Genomic DNA, 16532 nt, shown 5'->3' with positions numbered 1-16532 from the left:
GAATGGTAAACCTGTTTATCAGTTCTTAAGCGAGGAGTATCTTATGGAGTACAAGTTCTCTCACGGTCATCCATACCCAGAGGATAGGATTCAGTATATCCCCTGCGGCCAGTGTGTCGGCTGCCGTTTGGAGTATTCCAGACAGTGGGCGAATCGATGCATGTTAGAGCTACAATATCATGATTCGTCTTATTTTGTGACTCTGACCTATGATGATTACCACGTCCCCAAGAGCTATTACCCTGATCCGGCTACTGGTGAGGCTATGGAATCCTTAACCCTGGTGAAGCGTGATTTCCAGTTGTTCATGAAACGGCTGCGTAAGCGGTTCAGCAACGACCATATTCGGTTCTTTATGGCTGGTGAGTATGGCGGTGAAACTTTCCGCCCCCATTACCACGCGATTATATTTGGACTCCATCTTGATGACCTTCAGATGTATAGGCAATCGCCCCAGGGGTTTGCCTATTATAATTCTCCTTCCCTACAGGCCTGCTGGTCAGATCAGGACGGAAACCCTATTGGTTTTGCTGTCGTCGCCGAGGTAACTTGGGAGACCTGCGCCTATACTGCCCGGTATGTGATGAAGAAAGCCAAAGGCGCTGAGGCTCACTTCTATACAGATTTCAATATCCAGCCTGAGTTTACCCTTATGTCCCGGAAGCCTGGTATTGCCCGTCAGTATTACGATGAGCACCCGGAGATTTACGATTACGATTACATCAACATCTCTACAGAGAAAGGAGGCCGTAAGTTCCGTCCCCCCCGCTATTACGACCAGCTTTATGATCTGGAGCACCCGGAGAAGCTGGCCGAGATCAAGGAGTTGCGCCAGAAGTTCGCCCGTGAGGCCCAGAAGGCCAAGCTCCAGCGGTCAGACCTGGATGTGGATGATCTGCTCAGCGTCCAGGAGCGTGTGAAACAGTCCCAAATCAAGTCATTAAGGAGGAATTTAGTATGAGAAAGAAGATGCGCAGAGGCAAGGATAATCGGGTTTTCCGGAGAACTGCCGCCAAGTCTAAGAAGATCAATATCAACCCGACTATTTTCCGTGGAGGTATTAGGCTATGAGTGAGGAGAAAATACTACGCGGCCAGCCTGTGGAAGTTATAAGTATGCGTGATATGATGAAGCGTTTAGGGTATCTTGGTGTGAATGTCAAGAAATCTTCTTTTGACGGTAATGTCTATCTTGTTTCCGGGATGGACCCCATGGACCGTAACGTTGTGTTTTGTCGCCCTTATACCTTGGAGGAGATGAAGTGTATCACTCGTGCATCAGATATTTTTTGGAGGTATGTTAAATGAAATATCCTATTTATGTGATTCGTGACATTAAGACTACTTATCTAACCCCGACCATTGACTTTAATGATGCAGCTGCCATGCGTAATTTCAGCCATGCGCTAAAGCAGGAAGGCTCCGTGCTGTATTCTTACCCCCAGGACTACTCCCTTTGGAAGATCGGTGTTTTCGATAATGAGACTGGTGATTTGGAGAATATGATTCCGGAGCTGGTTATGGAAGGTAGCCAGGTTCCCCAGGAGTAAAGGAGTGGTGACGATGAAATTTAAAACGCAGTTTGATCCCCATGACCGTGTTCATTGCAATGAAGGTGTCCCGGTGAAGATTTTGTATGGCGCTGTTTATGATGACGTTGGCCGTATGAATCTTGAGGAGAAAGGCCGTGAGAACCTCTATGACTATATCCAATCTTTTGCTGAGTCGGTAGATATCCATGTGCTGTTGAAGCGTTTTGCCAATGGTGAGACGGATGTGCTTTCCAGAGTCCAGGGTGCCTATGGCGACTTTACCCAGTTCCCTACTACCTATGCAGAGATGCTGAATGTTGTCCAGAGAGGAGAAGATTTCTTCAATGAGCTGCCCGTGGAGACCCGTGCAAAGTTTGGTCATGATTTTAGCCAGTTTATTGCTGCTATGGATAGCCCTGACTTTTTGAGCAGGATCGGCGCCGCGCCGGAGCAGGTTCCGGTTGAGTCCCCCGCCGTTGAGAAGGAGGTTGTAAAAGAATGAATCGTAATGTAGAATCCCATTTCGCGTTGAATCCGACCCGTGTAGATATTTCCCGGTCTACCTTTGATCGCAGTTCCAGTCTGAAGACCTCTTTCAATACTGGTGATATTGTCCCCTTCTATGTGGATGAAGTGCTGCCGGGCGATACCTTTAACGTCAAGACCTCCAAGGTCGTTCGGCTTCAGACCATGTTGACTCCCATGATGGATAACATTTACCTTGATACTTACTTCTTTTTTGTTCCGAATCGGATTGTATGGAATCATTGGAAGGAGTTTAACGGTGAAAATACGGAATCGGCCTGGATACCCCAGACAGAGTATGAAGTTCCTCAGATTATGGCTCCTGAAGGCGGTTGGAACGTTGGCACTATTGCTGATTATTTCGGCATTCCTACTGGTGTGCCTAATATTTCAGTGAATGCCCTTCCCTTCCGTGCTTATGCCCTGGTGATGAATGAATGGTTCAGAGACGAGAATCTACAGGATCCGCTTGTTGTGCCAGTCGACGATGCCACCGTCACAGGTGTGAATACCGGTACTTTTGTTACCGATGTTGCCAAAGGTGGTCTTCCCTACGTTGCTGCCAAGTATCACGATTATTTCACAAGCTGCCTCCCTGCTCCGCAGAAAGGCCCTGATGTTTTGATTCCCGTTGCTCAAGGTGGTAAGACTCCCGTTTATGCTACCAGTGATTATCATGATCCTGGTGAGCTGCCTAAGATGGGCACATATCCTGTTCCGCTTGCTGGTTATAGTGCATTAAGTAGTAATCCTACTCTTAATAAGGGTTATTTTTCCAATGAAGGTGGTTCTGTTACTTCTCCTGATCAAAAATATCGTATGGGCGATGTTTCTGACAAATGGTCTAATCTTGCTCCCGCTAACCTTTGGGCAATTGAGACCAATCCCATGGCTGCTACCATTAATCAGTTGCGCATGGCCTTCCAGATTCAAAAGCTTTATGAACGTGATGCCCGCGGTGGCTCCAGGTACATTGAGATCCTGAAATCTCATTTTGGTGTTACCTCTCCGGATGCCCGTCTCCAGCGTCCTGAATATCTTGGCGGAAACCGTGTGCCTATTAATGTGAATCAGATCGTGCAGCAGTCCGCCACTCAGGACGGCTCTACTCCCCAGGGAACGCCTGTCGGCCTCTCCCTCACCACGGATAGTAACAATGATTTTACCAAGTCCTTTACTGAGCATGGTTTTGTGATCGGCGTTATGGTTGCCAGGTATGATCATACCTATCAGCAGGGAATCGAACGCATGTGGTCCCGGAAGGATCGCTTTGATTACTATTGGCCCGTGTTTGCAAATATCGGTGAGCAGGCCGTGAAGAATAAGGAAATTTATGCCCAGGGCAACGCCCAGGATGATGAAGTGTTCGGCTACCAGGAAGCCTGGGCAGATTATCGGTATAAGCCGAACCGAGTTACAGGTGAAATGAGATCAAGCTATGCGCAAAGTTTGGATGTATGGCATCTTGCTGATGATTATTCAGCTTTGCCTTTTTTGTCTGCCGATTGGATCAGAGAAGATAAAACAAACGTTGATCGTGTTCTTGCTGTTCAGTCTTCTGTTTCTAATCAGCTTTTCTGCGATATTTACGTGAAGAATCGGACGACCCGGCCTATGCCCATGTACTCTATCCCTGGTCTGATCGACCACCATTAAGGAGTTGACTTTATGGCTACTACAGGATATGATGTTTCCAGATTCCAGACTCCTGCAATTAACTCTGTTGCCGGTCAGGCTATGTCTCAGATCAATAGTATTCGTGGCATCTCTGCCGAAAACACTGCTAAGAGCGCGGAAATGGCCGCTGAGAATCGCAATTGGCAACAGGCCCAGAATCAGCTTGCCATGGAGTTTAATGCCCGTGAAGCCGCGAAAAACCGTTCCTGGCAGGAATACATGTCCAATTTGTAAAGATTGCAAGCAATGCCGCATTATTATTGTGTTGCTGTGTTCGCACTGTGAACGGGGCAGGTATATGAGAAAGGGGGCCATTTAGCCCCCTTTTATTGTTTAGACGATGAAGATATGCAGAAAACTGCCGTGGTTGCGAAAGAGCAAAAGATCACCGCCCAGGCGGCCGGCCAGAGCGTCAACGCATGGATTATTGACGCGATCAGGGAGAAACTGTGAACAGAGGGGACCGGGGCTTTGGCTCTGGCCCCCTTTCCGTTTTATCTTGAGTCGAAAGAAAGAAAAATCCCCCCTTTTGCCCCCTCTTTCTCTCCCTCTCATACTCTCCCTCTCATTCTCCCCCTATAATCCCCCAAAAAAGAAAGAAAGCGGGTTACTTGCTCTTTTGGGGGTTTTAGGGGGCCTTTTCTCAACCTGACGCGATTCCCCGTGTGTCATATCCTGTTTTTGCTTTACCCTGTTCCCAATGTGGGGCTAAATGGGGGGAAAGAGAGGGATTGGAGGGCACGCGCGCGAAAGCGCGGCGATTTGGCGGGAGTTGCGGGAAGCGGGGAAAGCGGCGGGGGAGTGGCGGAGCGTGGGAGGGCGCGTTTCCCTTGTATTTTTAACTTGCAGTTGCAGATAGAGGCTTACGGCGCAAGGGATTGGCGGGTTGCTGTGTCGGCGCTGTGTTTTTAGGGCGGCGGCAGGAGGCGCGGCAGGGGTGGGACTGCTTCCGGGCCGGTCGGCGGGGGCGGATGAAGAAGCGGAAGCAACGAGGGGACAACCGGGGACATGCGGGGACACGGGCGGTGGAGCGGGGCTGTTGTGGCTTACCATGTAGCAAGACAGCCGGCGGACGCTGTGGGGCGCTGTATCGGTATGCCCTGCCAGGGGCTGCGGGCGCGCTGCGTCGGGCCAGGTTCAAAGGCCCGCACCCCCCTCCCCCCCATCGGTAGGGGTAGCGGAAAAACGGGGGCGTCCCAAATGGAAGGTATAGGGTATTATCCTCATTCTCTTTTGGCGCGGCTTCAAGCACTGCTGAAAAGGAAGGGCGGCTACAGCCATTGGCCCCACTGGGTGCAGCGGCTGATTCGCGGGTGGGGGCAGGAGAAAAACAGACGGCGCTCTCTGCGCTGAAGGCCGCAAAAATGGAAATCAGGCATTTGCGCAATATTACAACTTATTACAAACATATACAGCTATCATTTATTAGATTTTCTTTTTTTGTGGACTTTTTCGGCATCTCGGTATATAAGGCAGAAGTAGGAAAGAATCGTCCGGCCTAAAACCCTTAGGCTGGGAACGTGTGAAAAAGGGGTGAGCAAACTGGCTGAGCAGAAAAAGGGCTCCAGGACTCAGGAGCGTGTGTTTCAAGGCAACGGCGAGTTGGACACGGCCATTGAAGCTTACTTTTCCCAAGTGGACGCAGAGCATCAGGCCGGGGGCAGCGGCCGGTACGACGAGTTCGGCCTGGCATTGAGCCTTGGCGTCAACCGCCGGACCCTGGCGAACTGGGCTGGCGACGAGGACGACCCTCAGCGCCGTTTCCTGGTGAACCGGGCCTATGACCGGATCGCCCACCAGCTGATCTCCGGCGACCCGTGGAACGACAAGTTCACCACCCAGAAGTCCATGAAGCTGATTGAGCAGGAGCGCTTTGGCGGGTACAACACCAAATCCAGCGTGAAGCAGGACACCACCATCCAGGTAAAGTTTGGGGAGGGGGCTGACGAGGAGTGTATGAAATGATCTTTGTGTGTTTGTCCCTCATCCAGATCATCCTCCTGTGCGCCCTGCTGGCAGAATGTAAGCGCCTTTCCGCTTCCCCCGCCCGCACGGCAGCCCTGGCAGAACCGGATGACGAGGAGGAAGCCGACCGGCTCAGGCGCCGGATGGATGAAGGCGTAACCAACCTCATGAGTTATGAGCCAAAGGTACCGGAGGTAAAGCTGCCATGACGGGTCAGGAAATTTTTGACATTGCCATCCACATCATGGACGAGCAGCACGAGACCACCGGCGCGACCATTACAGCGGACACCAAGGACTATCGCTTTCGAGCGGTAGACCTCATCAACTCCCTTGGGCAGGAGTGCTATACCCTAAGCGATACCTGCCAGGCGGAGGACGGCGCCCGTCCGGTTTTCCCCAAGCTCCGCGATCTCCAGGACACGGCAGGGCTGGACGACTACGTGGCCGGAGTCATTCTCCCCTATGGCCTGGCCTACCTGCTGGTTCAGGGTGAGGACAGCGATCCCGGCCTTGCCAACACCTGCCTGCAGCGTTATCAGGAGCTGAAGGCGGAGGCGCGCAGGCTGATGCCGGCCAGGTCTTTTCAAGAGATTGAGCGCCCCTATGGCGGCCTTGAGCTTGGGGAGTTCAGCCGCTGGTAGGGCGGCCCGCTTCAGCCACTGGGGAACATCCAGTTGAATCAATCCAACCGACCAGTTGGAACTGAATACTCTGGCCCAAACCAGGGCCGGGAAGGAGCAGCTTATGGAAGAAATCCTGAACACCACCGCTGAGGAGGAGGCCGGCATCGAGACCAACGATGCAGAGTTTTCCGCAGGATGGGGGGAGGAGGAGAGCCCGGCAGCGTATGGGCCTGACGCCCCGGAGACCACTGGGGAAGCGGCTGAGATTGCGCCGGAGAACGGTGACGCCCCGGAGGATGCCGGCGGCGCACAGCAAAAGGCCGGCCACGGCGAATCCGAACAGTCCGAAGCAAAGCAGACAGAGGAAAAAGCGGCGCAGGACATTGCGTTCAAAGTGAAGTACATGGACGAGGAGAAGACCGTCAGCGCGGAAGAGGCCCCTGCCCTGATCCAAAAGGGTATGGACTATGACCGCATCCGTGTGAAATACGACGAGGCAAAACCTGTCATCGAGTTCATGTCCCGCTATGCCCGTGAGGCCGGAGTGAGCCTGAGCGAGTATGTAGACCATCTGCGCATCGAGGAGAAAAAGGCCGCCGGGATGCCGGAAGAAGATGCAAGGCGGGCAGTGGAGTTAGACAACCGGGAAGAGCGCCTCCGCCAGGAGGAAGCATCCTCGGCCAAGGCAGCTGAACAAACAGCCGCAAGCATCGCCGCTGCTGAAAAACAAAGGGCCGACATTGAAGCTTTTGCAAGAGAATACCCCGACGTAAACCCCACCGAAATCCCACGGGAAGTGTGGGACAAAGTGCGATCCGGGGAGAGTCTTTTGGGCGCCTATACGCGCTATGAAAACGAGACTCTGAAGGTTGCCCTTGCCGCCGCCAGCAAGGCGCGGGAAAACGCGGTCCGATCCACCGGCTCACTGAAAAGCGCCGGCTCAGACAACACAAACCGCGACCCCTTTGACGAGGGATGGGAGGATTGACTAAATCCCTGGGCAACTTTTTTTCAACGTCGGGAGACATGGAAAAGGAGAAATGAATATGGCAAGTACTGTAAATTATGCAAGCAAAGCCTCCCCCAAGGTGGTGGATCGCTTCAAGCTGAGCAGCCGCACGGAGGGCCTGTTCAGCAACAAATATGACTTTGTGGGCGTCCGCACGCTGCGCCTCTACACCAACGACCTGGTCACGCTCAACGACTACAGCCGCACCGCATCTGCCAACCGCTACGGCACCCCGGCGGAGTTGGGCGATACCTACCAGGAGATGGCCATGAGCCAGGACAAGTCCTTTGTCTACACCATCGACAAAGGCAATTCCTCCGACCAGCTCAACATCAAGCAGGCCAACGCCACGCTGAAGGAGAATATCGACTGCGTGGTGATCCCCGCGGTGGACAAGTACCGCCTGAGCGTACTGAAGGCCAAGGCCGGATTGGAGCATGTCACCGGCACCATGACCAAGGCCAACATCGTCGAAACCATCATGACCGCCGCCGGTGAGATGAGCGACGAGCTGGTCCCCCTCAGCGGGCGCGTATTGCTCATCAAGCAGAGCGAGTACATCAAGTGCAAGCTTTCCGACCAGATCATGGGCAATGATGTTTTGGGCAAGACCGTCATCACCAACGGCACCATGGGCAATCTGGACTCCATGGAGGTCCGGGTGGTTCCCGACAGCTACATGCCCACGGGCACCAATTTCCTGATTGTCTGGAAGGGCGCGGCCCTGGCCCCGGTGAAGATCAAGGACTACAAAATCCACACCGACCCGCCCGGCGTCAGCGGAAACCTGGTGGAGTTCCGCATGTACCACGACTGCTTTGTGCTGGATACCAAAGCCAAGGGCATCCTGCGCGGCGTCACCACCGCCACAGCCTAAGCTCTCAACAAAGGAGCGGAGCGCACAGACTTAAGTGTACTCCGCTCCTTTCCCCTATCTGCCGGTCCGGCACAGGCAGCAAAGCGCCCGCGGCCTCTTACAGGAGAAGCTTATGAAAAAAATCTCACCGACCAAACGGAATATTGAAGGCGTCCCCTTTGAGCTTGGGGACCTGTACCCCAAGCAGCGCCTCTTCTGCACCGCCCGGCAGCGCTACATCGGCTACGGCGGCGCCCGGGGCGGAGGGAAATCCTACACGGTCCGCTGGAAAGCCAAGGCCGGATGCCTCCAATATCCGGGCATCCGCATCCTGATCGTGAGAAAGACCTATCCAGACCTGGAAAACAGCATCATCATGCCGCTGGTGGGCTCCCTCCAGCCGGAGGTGGCAGGCTACAACGCCACCATGCACCTCATCACCTTCTTCAACGGCTCCACCATCAAATTCGGCCACTACTCCAGCGCCGAGGACGCCCTGGAATACCAGGGCCAGGAATACGACTGGATTTTCATAGACGAAGCCACCCAGCTCACGGAGCAGCAGTTCCGCACCCTGGGCGCGTGCCTGCGCGGCGTCACCCGGATTCCCCGCAGGATGTACCTGACCGCCAACCCCGGCGGCGTGGGCCACCTCTGGTTCAAACGGCTTTTCATCGAGCGGCACTACTACCTGGAAAAGGGAGAAAATCCGGAGGACTATTACTTCATCCCCGCCACGGTGGACGACAACCCCAAGCTGCTGGAGTCTTCCCCGGACTACATCAACATGCTGGACCTGCTGCCGGAGGATATCCGCCGGGCACACCGCTACGGGGACTGGGACGCCTTGGGCGGGCTGTTTTTCCCCGAGTTCCGGGAGGAAACCCATGTGGAGGAGCCATTTATCCACGTGCCGGAGGAGTGGACAAAAATCCGCTCCTTTGACTATGGCCTGGACATGTTCGCCTGCCTCTGGGCGGCCATTGACTTTGAGGGAAGAATCCACATCTACCGGGAGGTACAGCAGTCCGGACTGATCGTCTCCGCTGCGGCGGAGCTGATGCACTCTCTCACCCCGGAGCGGGAGCGCATCGCCTACACCATCGCCCCGCCTGACATGTGGGCCAGACAGAAGGACACCGGGCGATCCATGGCGGAGCTGTTCATGCAGCACGGTGTGGGGCTGGTAAAGGCCAGCAACAACCGCATCCAGGGCTGGATGGCAGTGAAGGAAGCCCTTAAGCCCATGGGGCCCTCCGCCGGAGCCCAGCGCAGCGGGTCCGGTGGGGAGAGGAGGAGCACCGGAAGGAGTGAGCTTTCGCCCAAGGGCGGAAGCGAACGATATGGAGGTTGCGACGACGAAAAACCCGGACTGCTGGTCAGCCGGGAGTGCCGTGGGCTTATCCGCAACATACAGGCCATCCAGCATGACGACAAAAACGTGTCGGACTGCGCTGCAGAGCCCCACGACATCACCCACATTGTCGACGCCTGCCGGTATTTGTGCATCACCCGATCCATAACGCCGGAGCGGCCCTCCCCTTCCTTTGAGGAAGAAGACGCCCTGGAACCCTATGACAAGGCAATGACCGGCGGCGAGGCCAGCGCCTCCTATATGAGCTATGGCGCTTAATGGATGGTTTTGTAAGGAGGTTCACAATTGTCACAAATTACAAATACACGTGAGCAGGCCATTTTCCACGCGGACAAGTGGCTGGGGCTCAACGAAAGCCCGGACGGCGACACCACACTGAAGGACGGAGAGCTTTCGGTATGCCGGAATTTCAAGATCACCCGGGAGGGCCATCTGCAAATCCGCAGCGGGACCAAAACCATCTGTGACCTCCACACACCCTGGCAGCAGAGCACCACCGAGGGGAAGGCGGAACAGCCGGAAGTGTGCGGACTCTGGTATGGGAAGGTGGGGCAGAGCCACCATCTGCTGGCTTCCTACGGCGGGCTGATCTTTGATGTGGACGGCGCCGCGGCAAAAGAGGTCGGGCAGTGCACTCAGGATGACACCCACTTCTTTGGATTTTCCGACAAGGTGTATCTGCTCAACGGCCACGAATATATGGTCTGGGACGGCGGAGCTGAAAGCAGGTTTGCCCCGGTGACAGGCTACATCCCGGTCATCACCACCGCCACCCCTCCCTCCGGCGGCGGCACGCTGCTGGAGCCCATCAACCGGCTCAACGGGCTGCGCAAGCAGAAGTTCTCGCCAGACGGCATAGCCAAGCTTTTCCAGCTCAACGAGATGGGGATTGACAGCGTGCTCTCTGTCTCCGGCACCGACATCACCTATACCGTAAACCAGGAAAAGGGCCAGGTGAGCTTTGCCTCCGCCCCGGAAAAGGGCATCAACACAGTGGAGATCACTTATCAAAAGGGCGACGGCGCCAGAGGCGAGGTCACGTCCATGCGCTTTTCCGAGCTCTACAACGGCAACACCGACGCCCGGGTCTTCCTCTACGGGGACGGCTCCAACCGCACCATCTACAGCGGCCTCACCGCCGATGGGGCGCCCTCGGCGGAGTACTTCCCGGACCTCTATGAGCTGCGGGCCGGATCGGAGAACACATCCATCACCTCCTGCGTCCGGCACTACAGCCGCCTGCTCATTTTTAAAGAGGACTCCACCTGGTCCGTCTCCTACAGCACGCTGGAGCTTGCCTCCGGACAGACCACGCCGGCCTTCTATGTGACCACGGTAAACCGGCAGATCGGCAACATCGCGCCGGGGCAGGCGTGCCTCGTGGAGAACAATCCCGTGACGCTGGACGGCGATACCGCCTATGAGTGGAAGGCCACCTCCACCAGCGGCAACATCACCGACAGCGACCGCAACGCCGTGCGCATGAGTGACCGGGTCCGCTCCACGCTGCGGACCTATCGCCTGTCCGGCGTACATATCTTCAACCACAAGGAGCAACAGGAACTCTATTTCACCTATGGAAGCGAGGCCCTCCTTTACAACTACGCCAACAACACCTGGTATCAGTACACCAATTTCCCCGCCGAGCGGATGGTGAACGTGGAGGGCTCTGCCTTCTTCCTGACTCCCGCGGGAGCGCTGCGGTCCCTTGCTCCGGAATACCGCAACGACGACGGCGCGGAGATCGACGCCTATGCCGAGACCGGGTCCATGTCCTTTCAAAAGGAGTGGATGGAAAAATTCGTGGCCTACTTCTATGTGAGCCTGAAGCCGGAGAGCGGGGCCCTGGTGACCATGACCGCCCAGACCAACCGCCGCTCCGACTACGAGGAGAAGGTGGTGGCCTCCTCATTGAGCACCTTCAGCCGCGTCAACTTTGCCCACTGGAGCTTTGGCACCAACCGCAAGCCCCAGATCCGGCGGATCAAACTCAAGCTGAAACGGGCGGCCTTTTTGAAGATCATCTTCAAAAGCACCTCCGCCAGTGCTGCGGCCACCATATTGTCCTTAGCGGCCAAGGTGCGCTACACAGACAACGTGAGATAAAGGAGCGCATATGAAAGAAAAACTGACGCCGGAGACGGTGTACCGGGAATTCAGCGGCGCGGTGGAGTTCAACGAGGGCATCCATCTCTACGACTGCGTACGCAACAACGAAAACTTTTTCATCGGCAAGCAGTGGGAGGGCGTCCAGTCCAACGGCCTGCCCACACCGGTTTTCAATTTTTTGAAGCGGGTGGTTCTCTTCTCCGTGGCCAGCGTATCCACGGACAACTTAAAGCTCCACGCCTCCCCCATCCCCTCCTCCGGCGTCCGGACCAAGCTGGAGCTGGACCTGATCTGCGGCGTTTTGAACAACCAGTTCCAAAGCATCTTTGAGATGAACAAAATGCCCTCCCTGATCCGGGAGTTCAGCCGCAACGCCGCCGTGGACGGGGACGGATGCACTTACACCTACTGGGACGAGTCCATCCAGACAGGGCAGGACGCCAAGGGCGGCATCCGCACCGAGGTGCTGGACAACACCCAGGTCCATTTTGGAAATCCCAACAGCCGCGATCTCCAGAGCCAGCCATGGATCCTCCTCTCCCGCCGGATGCTTCTTGGTGAGGCAAAGCGCCGGGCCAAAACCTACGGCGGCGAAAGCGACAAAATCCGTCCGGACTGCAAGGAGACGGGTGAAAGCGGGAATTTGGACGAGTTGGGCGGCAGCAAGGTGACGGTGCTGCTGCGGCTGTGGCGGGATTTGGAGAGTGGGACGATCCACGCCTATGAGTGCACGCAGACTGCCCTCATACGAAAGGAGTGGGACCTTGGCGTCGACCTTTACCCCGTGACCTGGATGAGCTGGGACTATGTGAAGGATTGCTACCACGGCCAGGCCATGATTACAGGGCTGATCCCAAATCAGATTTTTGTGAACAAGCTCTTTGCCATGTCTATGATCTCCCTGATGACCACCGCCTATCCAAAAGTGATCTACGACTCCACCCGGATCAAAAAGTGGGACAGCCGCGTGGGCGCCGCCATCGGCATGGCCGGCGGCGATGTGGCCTCAGCGGCCAAGATCATGGACCCGGCCACCATCTCTCCCCAAATCAGCCAGTTCATTGAGCTGGCCATCCAATACACCCAGAAGTTCTTGGGCGCCTCTGATGTGGCTTTGGGCGACACCAGGCCGGATAACACCTCTGCCATCATCGCCCTCCAGCGGGCCAGCGCCGTGCCCATGGAGCTTACCAAGCAGGACCTTTTGCAGTCCATCGAAGACTTGGGCCGCATCTACCTCTCCTTCATGAAGACCCACTACGGCCGGCGGTGGGTGGAGGTGAAACACCCTGCGACAGAGGAAACCGACCTGGTCACCTTTGACTTCTCCCAGCTTGCCGGCATTCCGGTCTCCATCAACCTGGACGTGGGGGCCTCCTCCTATTGGAGCGAGATCGCCACCATGCAGACTATGGACAATCTGCTGATGCAGAACAAGATCGGCATCATCGAGTACCTGGAGCGTGTGCCGGCGGGGATGATTACCGACAAGGAGCGGCTCATCGACGCCCTGCGTCGCCAGCAGTCTGCCCTTGGCGCGGCAATGCCGGCAGCCGGAACACCCCAGGGCGTAGCCGCGCCAACTATACCGGCGGACATCCCTGTCGGCCAGGGGAACGGCGCATTGCAGCACGAAATCAACCGCACCGGCGAAGTGCCGGGACTGTGAAGTGAGGTGCAACCATGGCAGAAGAACTCCAAAAGCTTCAGACCCTGAACGATGATCTCAACATCATCCAGAAATTAGACGACGAGCCCAATGATGTGGGCGGCATGTCCGCCCAGGAACTGAAAGCCGCGTTTGACAAAGCAGGGAATTCCATTCAAGGGTATCTCAATGATACGCTGCTGCCGGAGCTGGAGCGGCTTGGCGTCATGAAAATCGTACAGCGGTCAGGCGACGCGGTGGCATACCTCCGGCTGAACGCAGACAGGGTGCTGGAGGTCAGCGCAGATGGCACCGTATGGGAGGCCACCGGCTCCTCCGGGCACGTGATCCTGGACGCGGCGGGGAACGCCCTGCCCCAGCGGAGCCGGATGCAGTTTACCAATGGCGTGGTGACAGACGAAAACGGCGTCACCGTAGTGACCGGCGTCAAGGGCGACCATGGCGAAAAGGGCGACAAAGGAGACAAGGGTGACACCGGAAGCCAGGGGATTCAAGGGATGACCGGCCCTTGTATTGTCCCCAGCGTAGATACCAATGGCGTCATGTCCTTCTCAATCCAGGATACCGCAACAGCCCCTCAAAGCGTTTCTGTCCGGGGCCCTCAGGGTCCCCAGGGTGTGCAGGGCGCGCAGGGCGCACAAGGCGCGGCAGGGCCACAGGGCATCCAGGGCGTCCAAGGCGTACAGGGTCCCAAAGGCGACCAGGGGGAGCAGGGCGTAGCGGGTCCCCAGGGCACCCAGGGCGAGGCCGGTCCCCAGGGGCCGATGGGCCCCCAGGGCCTCCGGGGCGACGACGGAGCGGACGGCAAAAGCTTCACGGTGCTGGCGCTGTACGCTACGCTGCTGGCTTTACAGACCGCCCACCCCACCGGCGGGGAGGGGGACGCCTACGCCGTGGGCACCACAGAGAACAACGTCATCTACATCTGGGACGTGGACGCTGCCGGCTGGGTCAGCGTCGGGGCGCTGCAAGGCCCCGTCGGCCCCCAAGGCCCCGCAGGCCCACAGGGAGAGCAGGGGCCCAAGGGGGAACAGGGCGCCCAGGGCGTCCAAGGCCCCCAGGGTATACAGGGCATCCAGGGCGAACAGGGGCCGCGCGGCCCCCAGGGAGAGCAGGGCCCGGCGGGCGTGTCCGGCCAGAACGGCAAGAGCGCCTACACCACCGCCGTGGAGGGAGGCTACTCCGGGACGGAGACGGCGTTCAATGAATCCCTGGCCGAGGTGCCGGGGCATATCGCCAGCAAGAGCAACCCCCACGGCGTGACGGCGGAGCAGATCGGGGCGGCCGCCAGGGAGCACAGCCACACCAAGTCGCAGATCACGGATTTTCCTGCTTCCATGACGCCCGCGGCCCACAAGGCCAGCCACAAGACCGACGGCAGCGACGCAATAGCACCGGCGGACATCGGGGCGCTTCCCACATCCGGCGGGACCCTGTCGGGGGCTCTGACGCTTTCAGGGGCACCAACAAGCGGCCTGCACGCCGCGACAAAGGCCTATGTGGATGAAAACACACCTTTAACTGTAATAATTGGCGAGAATGATTCAGGATATACCTCCAGTCATTCAGCAAAAGAAATCTATGAAGCAATGAATAATGGGGTGTCTGTATTTGCAATGGCTTTTGGATATGTTATTCCGGCTTTTGGAAGTGGTTTTGACAGTGCTAACCAGAAGTATGAGGTCGCGTTTTCTTCTATAGGAGATAACCCAAGCGGATTAGGGAGTGTAAATATTCTCATTACGACCATTGCAGAAAACACGACTGTAACCGCAAATATGAGTAATATCACTGCGGAACAGGTGGGGGCGGCACCAGCCTACACCTACGGCCCCACCGACCTGACCGCAGGAACCTCTCCGCTGGAAACTGGCAAGCTGTACTTTGTCTATGAGTGAGGTGATCTGATATGGCGAGAAAAGCATATATCGGAATTGATGGGACAGCAAGGAAAGCAACGAATATTTATATTGGCGTGGATGGAGTGGCTCACAAAGTTAAGGCTGCCTATGTCGGAGTAGATGGCGTAGCGGAAAAATTCTGGCCAAAAATTATTCCGAGCTCTTATATCACTGTTACAGGTACTTCTGCTTACAGTAGTTGGAAAGTGAACAATGTAAGCAGCTCGTCAACTGGTTTTTATGTTGCTCCGGGAACTACCATCACGGTCATCTGCGACTCTGCTATTAACACTGGCGTATGGTATGGTTATGCAACCATCACTATTTCGTACAATGGTAGCACAGTGGTATCTAAACGCGACACCAAGGCAAGTTACACATTTACTGTCCAAGCGGGACAGAATTATACAATTGCGTTTAGTGGCGTTAAATCCTATAGCGGAACTTCTGGGTTAAATAGGTATACGGTTAATTACACAACCGCTGCTATCACATCCAATTCATTTAGCTATTAAATTTTTATATTTTATGGAGGTGCGGGCGTGACGGAGAACATCATTGTCGCAGTCCTCGCAATGATTGGCACTATGTCAGGTGCTTATTTAGCCAACAAGAAGAGCACTGCACTTATTGCCTATCGGATGGAACAGCTTGAGCAGAAAGTGCATAAGCACAATAACCTAATCGAGCGCACTTACGCACTGGAAGAGCGCGTAACAGTGGAGGAGGAAAAACTCAAAGTGGCGAATCATCGGATCGATGATTTGGAGAGCAGGAAATAGAAAGGAGATCCTTTATGAACCTGAAACAGTACGCATGGAACATCTTTGAAATTGCCAAAGCCAACAACGAGGATTTGGGCGTAGCCAGGAGGATGCTGGTCAACAACATTCAGCAGGGTATGGCCATCAACGGCGGCGCCGAGCTGGACTATCCTGCGCTGCGCAGGCGCTGGGATGCCATGGACGGCAAGGCCCAGGAGGCTGCACTGGAGGAGCTGAACAAGTACATCACCGACTTTTCCGCCAATGCGCCCTACCACAGCCTCTGTGAGGCGTTTGAGCGGGGCGACCGGGAGGCCTTTGACAAGGTACTGGCAAAGTAGTAGAAGCCGCCCAGAAGGGCGGCAGGAATTGACACAAAGCGGCGCATGCTGTATATTTGAACCACCAGTAAGGACGGCGAGGTTGTTCCTCCTCAAGGAGGTGACCGCGCATGACGACAATGGAAGTGTTGACACTTTTGTTGCTCCTTGCAACGGTTATCTTTGGTATCCTCGGGTACATAAAG

At 55.9% G+C, this 16532-nt stretch carries 19 protein-coding genes; all 19 read left to right on the top strand.

The window, feature by feature from the left end; all coding sequences use genetic code 11:
• Window positions 1–43 precede the first annotated feature (43 nt).
• The 19 genes from KQI82_RS06430 (at window position 44) to KQI82_RS06340 (ending at window position 16347) form a co-directional block, all read left to right on the top strand.
• Window positions 44–961, top strand: coding sequence for a rolling circle replication-associated protein (locus KQI82_RS06430; RefSeq protein ID WP_216632036.1), 918 nt, complete (start codon window positions 44–46; stop codon window positions 959–961).
• 106 nt (window positions 962–1067) lie between these two features.
• Entirely contained in the window at window positions 1068–1307 is a 240-nt protein-coding gene (locus KQI82_RS06425) for a hypothetical protein (RefSeq protein WP_216632035.1), read from the top strand.
• Window positions 1304–1549 carry a phage ORF5 protein gene (locus KQI82_RS06420; protein WP_216632034.1) on the top strand — a complete coding sequence of 82 codons (246 nt, stop codon included), beginning with the start codon at window positions 1304–1306 and terminating at the stop codon, window positions 1547–1549. The genes KQI82_RS06425 and KQI82_RS06420 overlap by 4 nt, the downstream gene beginning before the upstream one ends.
• Before the next feature lie 13 nt (window positions 1550–1562).
• Window positions 1563–2033 carry a hypothetical protein gene (locus KQI82_RS06415; protein ID WP_216632033.1) on the top strand — a complete coding sequence of 157 codons (471 nt, stop codon included), beginning with the start codon at window positions 1563–1565 and terminating at the stop codon, window positions 2031–2033.
• Window positions 2030–3712, top strand: a complete 1683-nt coding sequence (locus KQI82_RS06410) for a major capsid protein (protein WP_216632032.1) — start codon at window positions 2030–2032, stop codon at window positions 3710–3712. The genes KQI82_RS06415 and KQI82_RS06410 overlap by 4 nt, the downstream gene beginning before the upstream one ends.
• A gap of 12 nt (window positions 3713–3724) precedes the next feature.
• Window positions 3725–3967 (top strand): hypothetical protein, encoded by a 243-nt coding sequence (locus KQI82_RS06405; protein ID WP_216632031.1) that lies wholly within the window; start codon window positions 3725–3727, stop codon window positions 3965–3967.
• A gap of 1046 nt (window positions 3968–5013) precedes the next feature.
• The gene (locus tag KQI82_RS06400) at window positions 5014–5235 is read left to right on the top strand and encodes a hypothetical protein (protein ID WP_216632030.1); all 222 of its coding nucleotides are present in this window, start codon (window positions 5014–5016) and stop codon (window positions 5233–5235) included.
• A gap of 31 nt (window positions 5236–5266) precedes the next feature.
• Entirely contained in the window at window positions 5267–5698 is a 432-nt protein-coding gene (locus tag KQI82_RS06395) for a DNA-packaging protein (protein WP_216632029.1), read from the top strand.
• Entirely contained in the window at window positions 5695–5907 is a 213-nt protein-coding gene (locus KQI82_RS06390; protein ID WP_216632028.1) for a hypothetical protein, read from the top strand. The genes KQI82_RS06395 and KQI82_RS06390 overlap by 4 nt, the downstream gene beginning before the upstream one ends.
• Window positions 5904–6341 (top strand): hypothetical protein, encoded by a 438-nt coding sequence (locus KQI82_RS06385; RefSeq protein WP_216632027.1) that lies wholly within the window; start codon window positions 5904–5906, stop codon window positions 6339–6341. The genes KQI82_RS06390 and KQI82_RS06385 overlap by 4 nt, the downstream gene beginning before the upstream one ends.
• A gap of 103 nt (window positions 6342–6444) precedes the next feature.
• A complete protein-coding gene (locus KQI82_RS06380; protein ID WP_216632026.1) occupies window positions 6445–7311 on the top strand; it encodes a hypothetical protein in 867 nt (288 codons plus the stop codon).
• A gap of 58 nt (window positions 7312–7369) precedes the next feature.
• Window positions 7370–8209: a hypothetical protein gene (locus tag KQI82_RS06375; RefSeq protein ID WP_216632025.1), complete on the top strand. Its 840-nt coding sequence runs from the start codon at window positions 7370–7372 to the stop codon at window positions 8207–8209.
• 112 nt (window positions 8210–8321) lie between these two features.
• Window positions 8322–9821, top strand: a complete 1500-nt coding sequence (locus KQI82_RS06370; RefSeq protein ID WP_216632024.1) for a phage terminase large subunit — start codon at window positions 8322–8324, stop codon at window positions 9819–9821.
• Window positions 9822–9848: 27 nt separating this feature from the next.
• Window positions 9849–11669 carry a hypothetical protein gene (locus tag KQI82_RS06365; RefSeq protein WP_216632023.1) on the top strand — a complete coding sequence of 607 codons (1821 nt, stop codon included), beginning with the start codon at window positions 9849–9851 and terminating at the stop codon, window positions 11667–11669.
• A gap of 10 nt (window positions 11670–11679) precedes the next feature.
• Window positions 11680–13341: a portal protein gene (locus KQI82_RS06360; protein ID WP_216632022.1), complete on the top strand. Its 1662-nt coding sequence runs from the start codon at window positions 11680–11682 to the stop codon at window positions 13339–13341.
• 14 nt (window positions 13342–13355) lie between these two features.
• The gene (locus tag KQI82_RS15620) at window positions 13356–15239 is read left to right on the top strand and encodes a collagen-like protein (protein WP_241426634.1); all 1884 of its coding nucleotides are present in this window, start codon (window positions 13356–13358) and stop codon (window positions 15237–15239) included.
• A gap of 11 nt (window positions 15240–15250) precedes the next feature.
• Complete coding sequence (locus KQI82_RS06350; RefSeq protein ID WP_216632021.1) at window positions 15251–15757, top strand: hypothetical protein; 507 nt, start codon at window positions 15251–15253, stop codon at window positions 15755–15757.
• Window positions 15758–15784: 27 nt separating this feature from the next.
• The gene (locus KQI82_RS06345) at window positions 15785–16024 is read left to right on the top strand and encodes a hypothetical protein (protein ID WP_216632020.1); all 240 of its coding nucleotides are present in this window, start codon (window positions 15785–15787) and stop codon (window positions 16022–16024) included.
• A gap of 14 nt (window positions 16025–16038) precedes the next feature.
• Complete coding sequence (locus tag KQI82_RS06340) at window positions 16039–16347, top strand: hypothetical protein (protein ID WP_216632019.1); 309 nt, start codon at window positions 16039–16041, stop codon at window positions 16345–16347.
• The last annotated feature ends 185 nt before the right edge of the window (window positions 16348–16532 follow it).

The sequence above is a fragment of the Dysosmobacter acutus genome (genome assembly GCF_018919205.1).
GTDB classification, from domain to species: domain Bacteria; phylum Bacillota; class Clostridia; order Oscillospirales; family Oscillospiraceae; genus Oscillibacter; species Oscillibacter acutus.
Note: the sequence above shows the minus strand (reverse complement) of the source record. Positions and strands in the feature narration are given on the sequence as shown.

Coding starts and splice junctions, on each gene's coding strand:
- KQI82_RS06430 (WP_216632036.1), top strand. CDS start 44: ATGGAGTACAAGTTCTCTCACGGTCATCCATACCCAGAGGATAGGATT.
- KQI82_RS06425 (WP_216632035.1), top strand. CDS start 1,068: ATGAGTGAGGAGAAAATACTACGCGGCCAGCCTGTGGAAGTTATAAGT.
- KQI82_RS06420 (WP_216632034.1), top strand. CDS start 1,304: ATGAAATATCCTATTTATGTGATTCGTGACATTAAGACTACTTATCTA.
- KQI82_RS06415 (WP_216632033.1), top strand. CDS start 1,563: ATGAAATTTAAAACGCAGTTTGATCCCCATGACCGTGTTCATTGCAAT.
- KQI82_RS06410 (WP_216632032.1), top strand. CDS start 2,030: ATGAATCGTAATGTAGAATCCCATTTCGCGTTGAATCCGACCCGTGTA.
- KQI82_RS06405 (WP_216632031.1), top strand. CDS start 3,725: ATGGCTACTACAGGATATGATGTTTCCAGATTCCAGACTCCTGCAATT.
- KQI82_RS06390 (WP_216632028.1), top strand. CDS start 5,695: ATGATCTTTGTGTGTTTGTCCCTCATCCAGATCATCCTCCTGTGCGCC.
- KQI82_RS06385 (WP_216632027.1), top strand. CDS start 5,904: ATGACGGGTCAGGAAATTTTTGACATTGCCATCCACATCATGGACGAG.
- KQI82_RS06380 (WP_216632026.1), top strand. CDS start 6,445: ATGGAAGAAATCCTGAACACCACCGCTGAGGAGGAGGCCGGCATCGAG.
- KQI82_RS06375 (WP_216632025.1), top strand. CDS start 7,370: ATGGCAAGTACTGTAAATTATGCAAGCAAAGCCTCCCCCAAGGTGGTG.
- KQI82_RS06370 (WP_216632024.1), top strand. CDS start 8,322: ATGAAAAAAATCTCACCGACCAAACGGAATATTGAAGGCGTCCCCTTT.
- KQI82_RS06360 (WP_216632022.1), top strand. CDS start 11,680: ATGAAAGAAAAACTGACGCCGGAGACGGTGTACCGGGAATTCAGCGGC.
- KQI82_RS15620 (WP_241426634.1), top strand. CDS start 13,356: ATGGCAGAAGAACTCCAAAAGCTTCAGACCCTGAACGATGATCTCAAC.
- KQI82_RS06350 (WP_216632021.1), top strand. CDS start 15,251: ATGGCGAGAAAAGCATATATCGGAATTGATGGGACAGCAAGGAAAGCA.
- KQI82_RS06340 (WP_216632019.1), top strand. CDS start 16,039: ATGAACCTGAAACAGTACGCATGGAACATCTTTGAAATTGCCAAAGCC.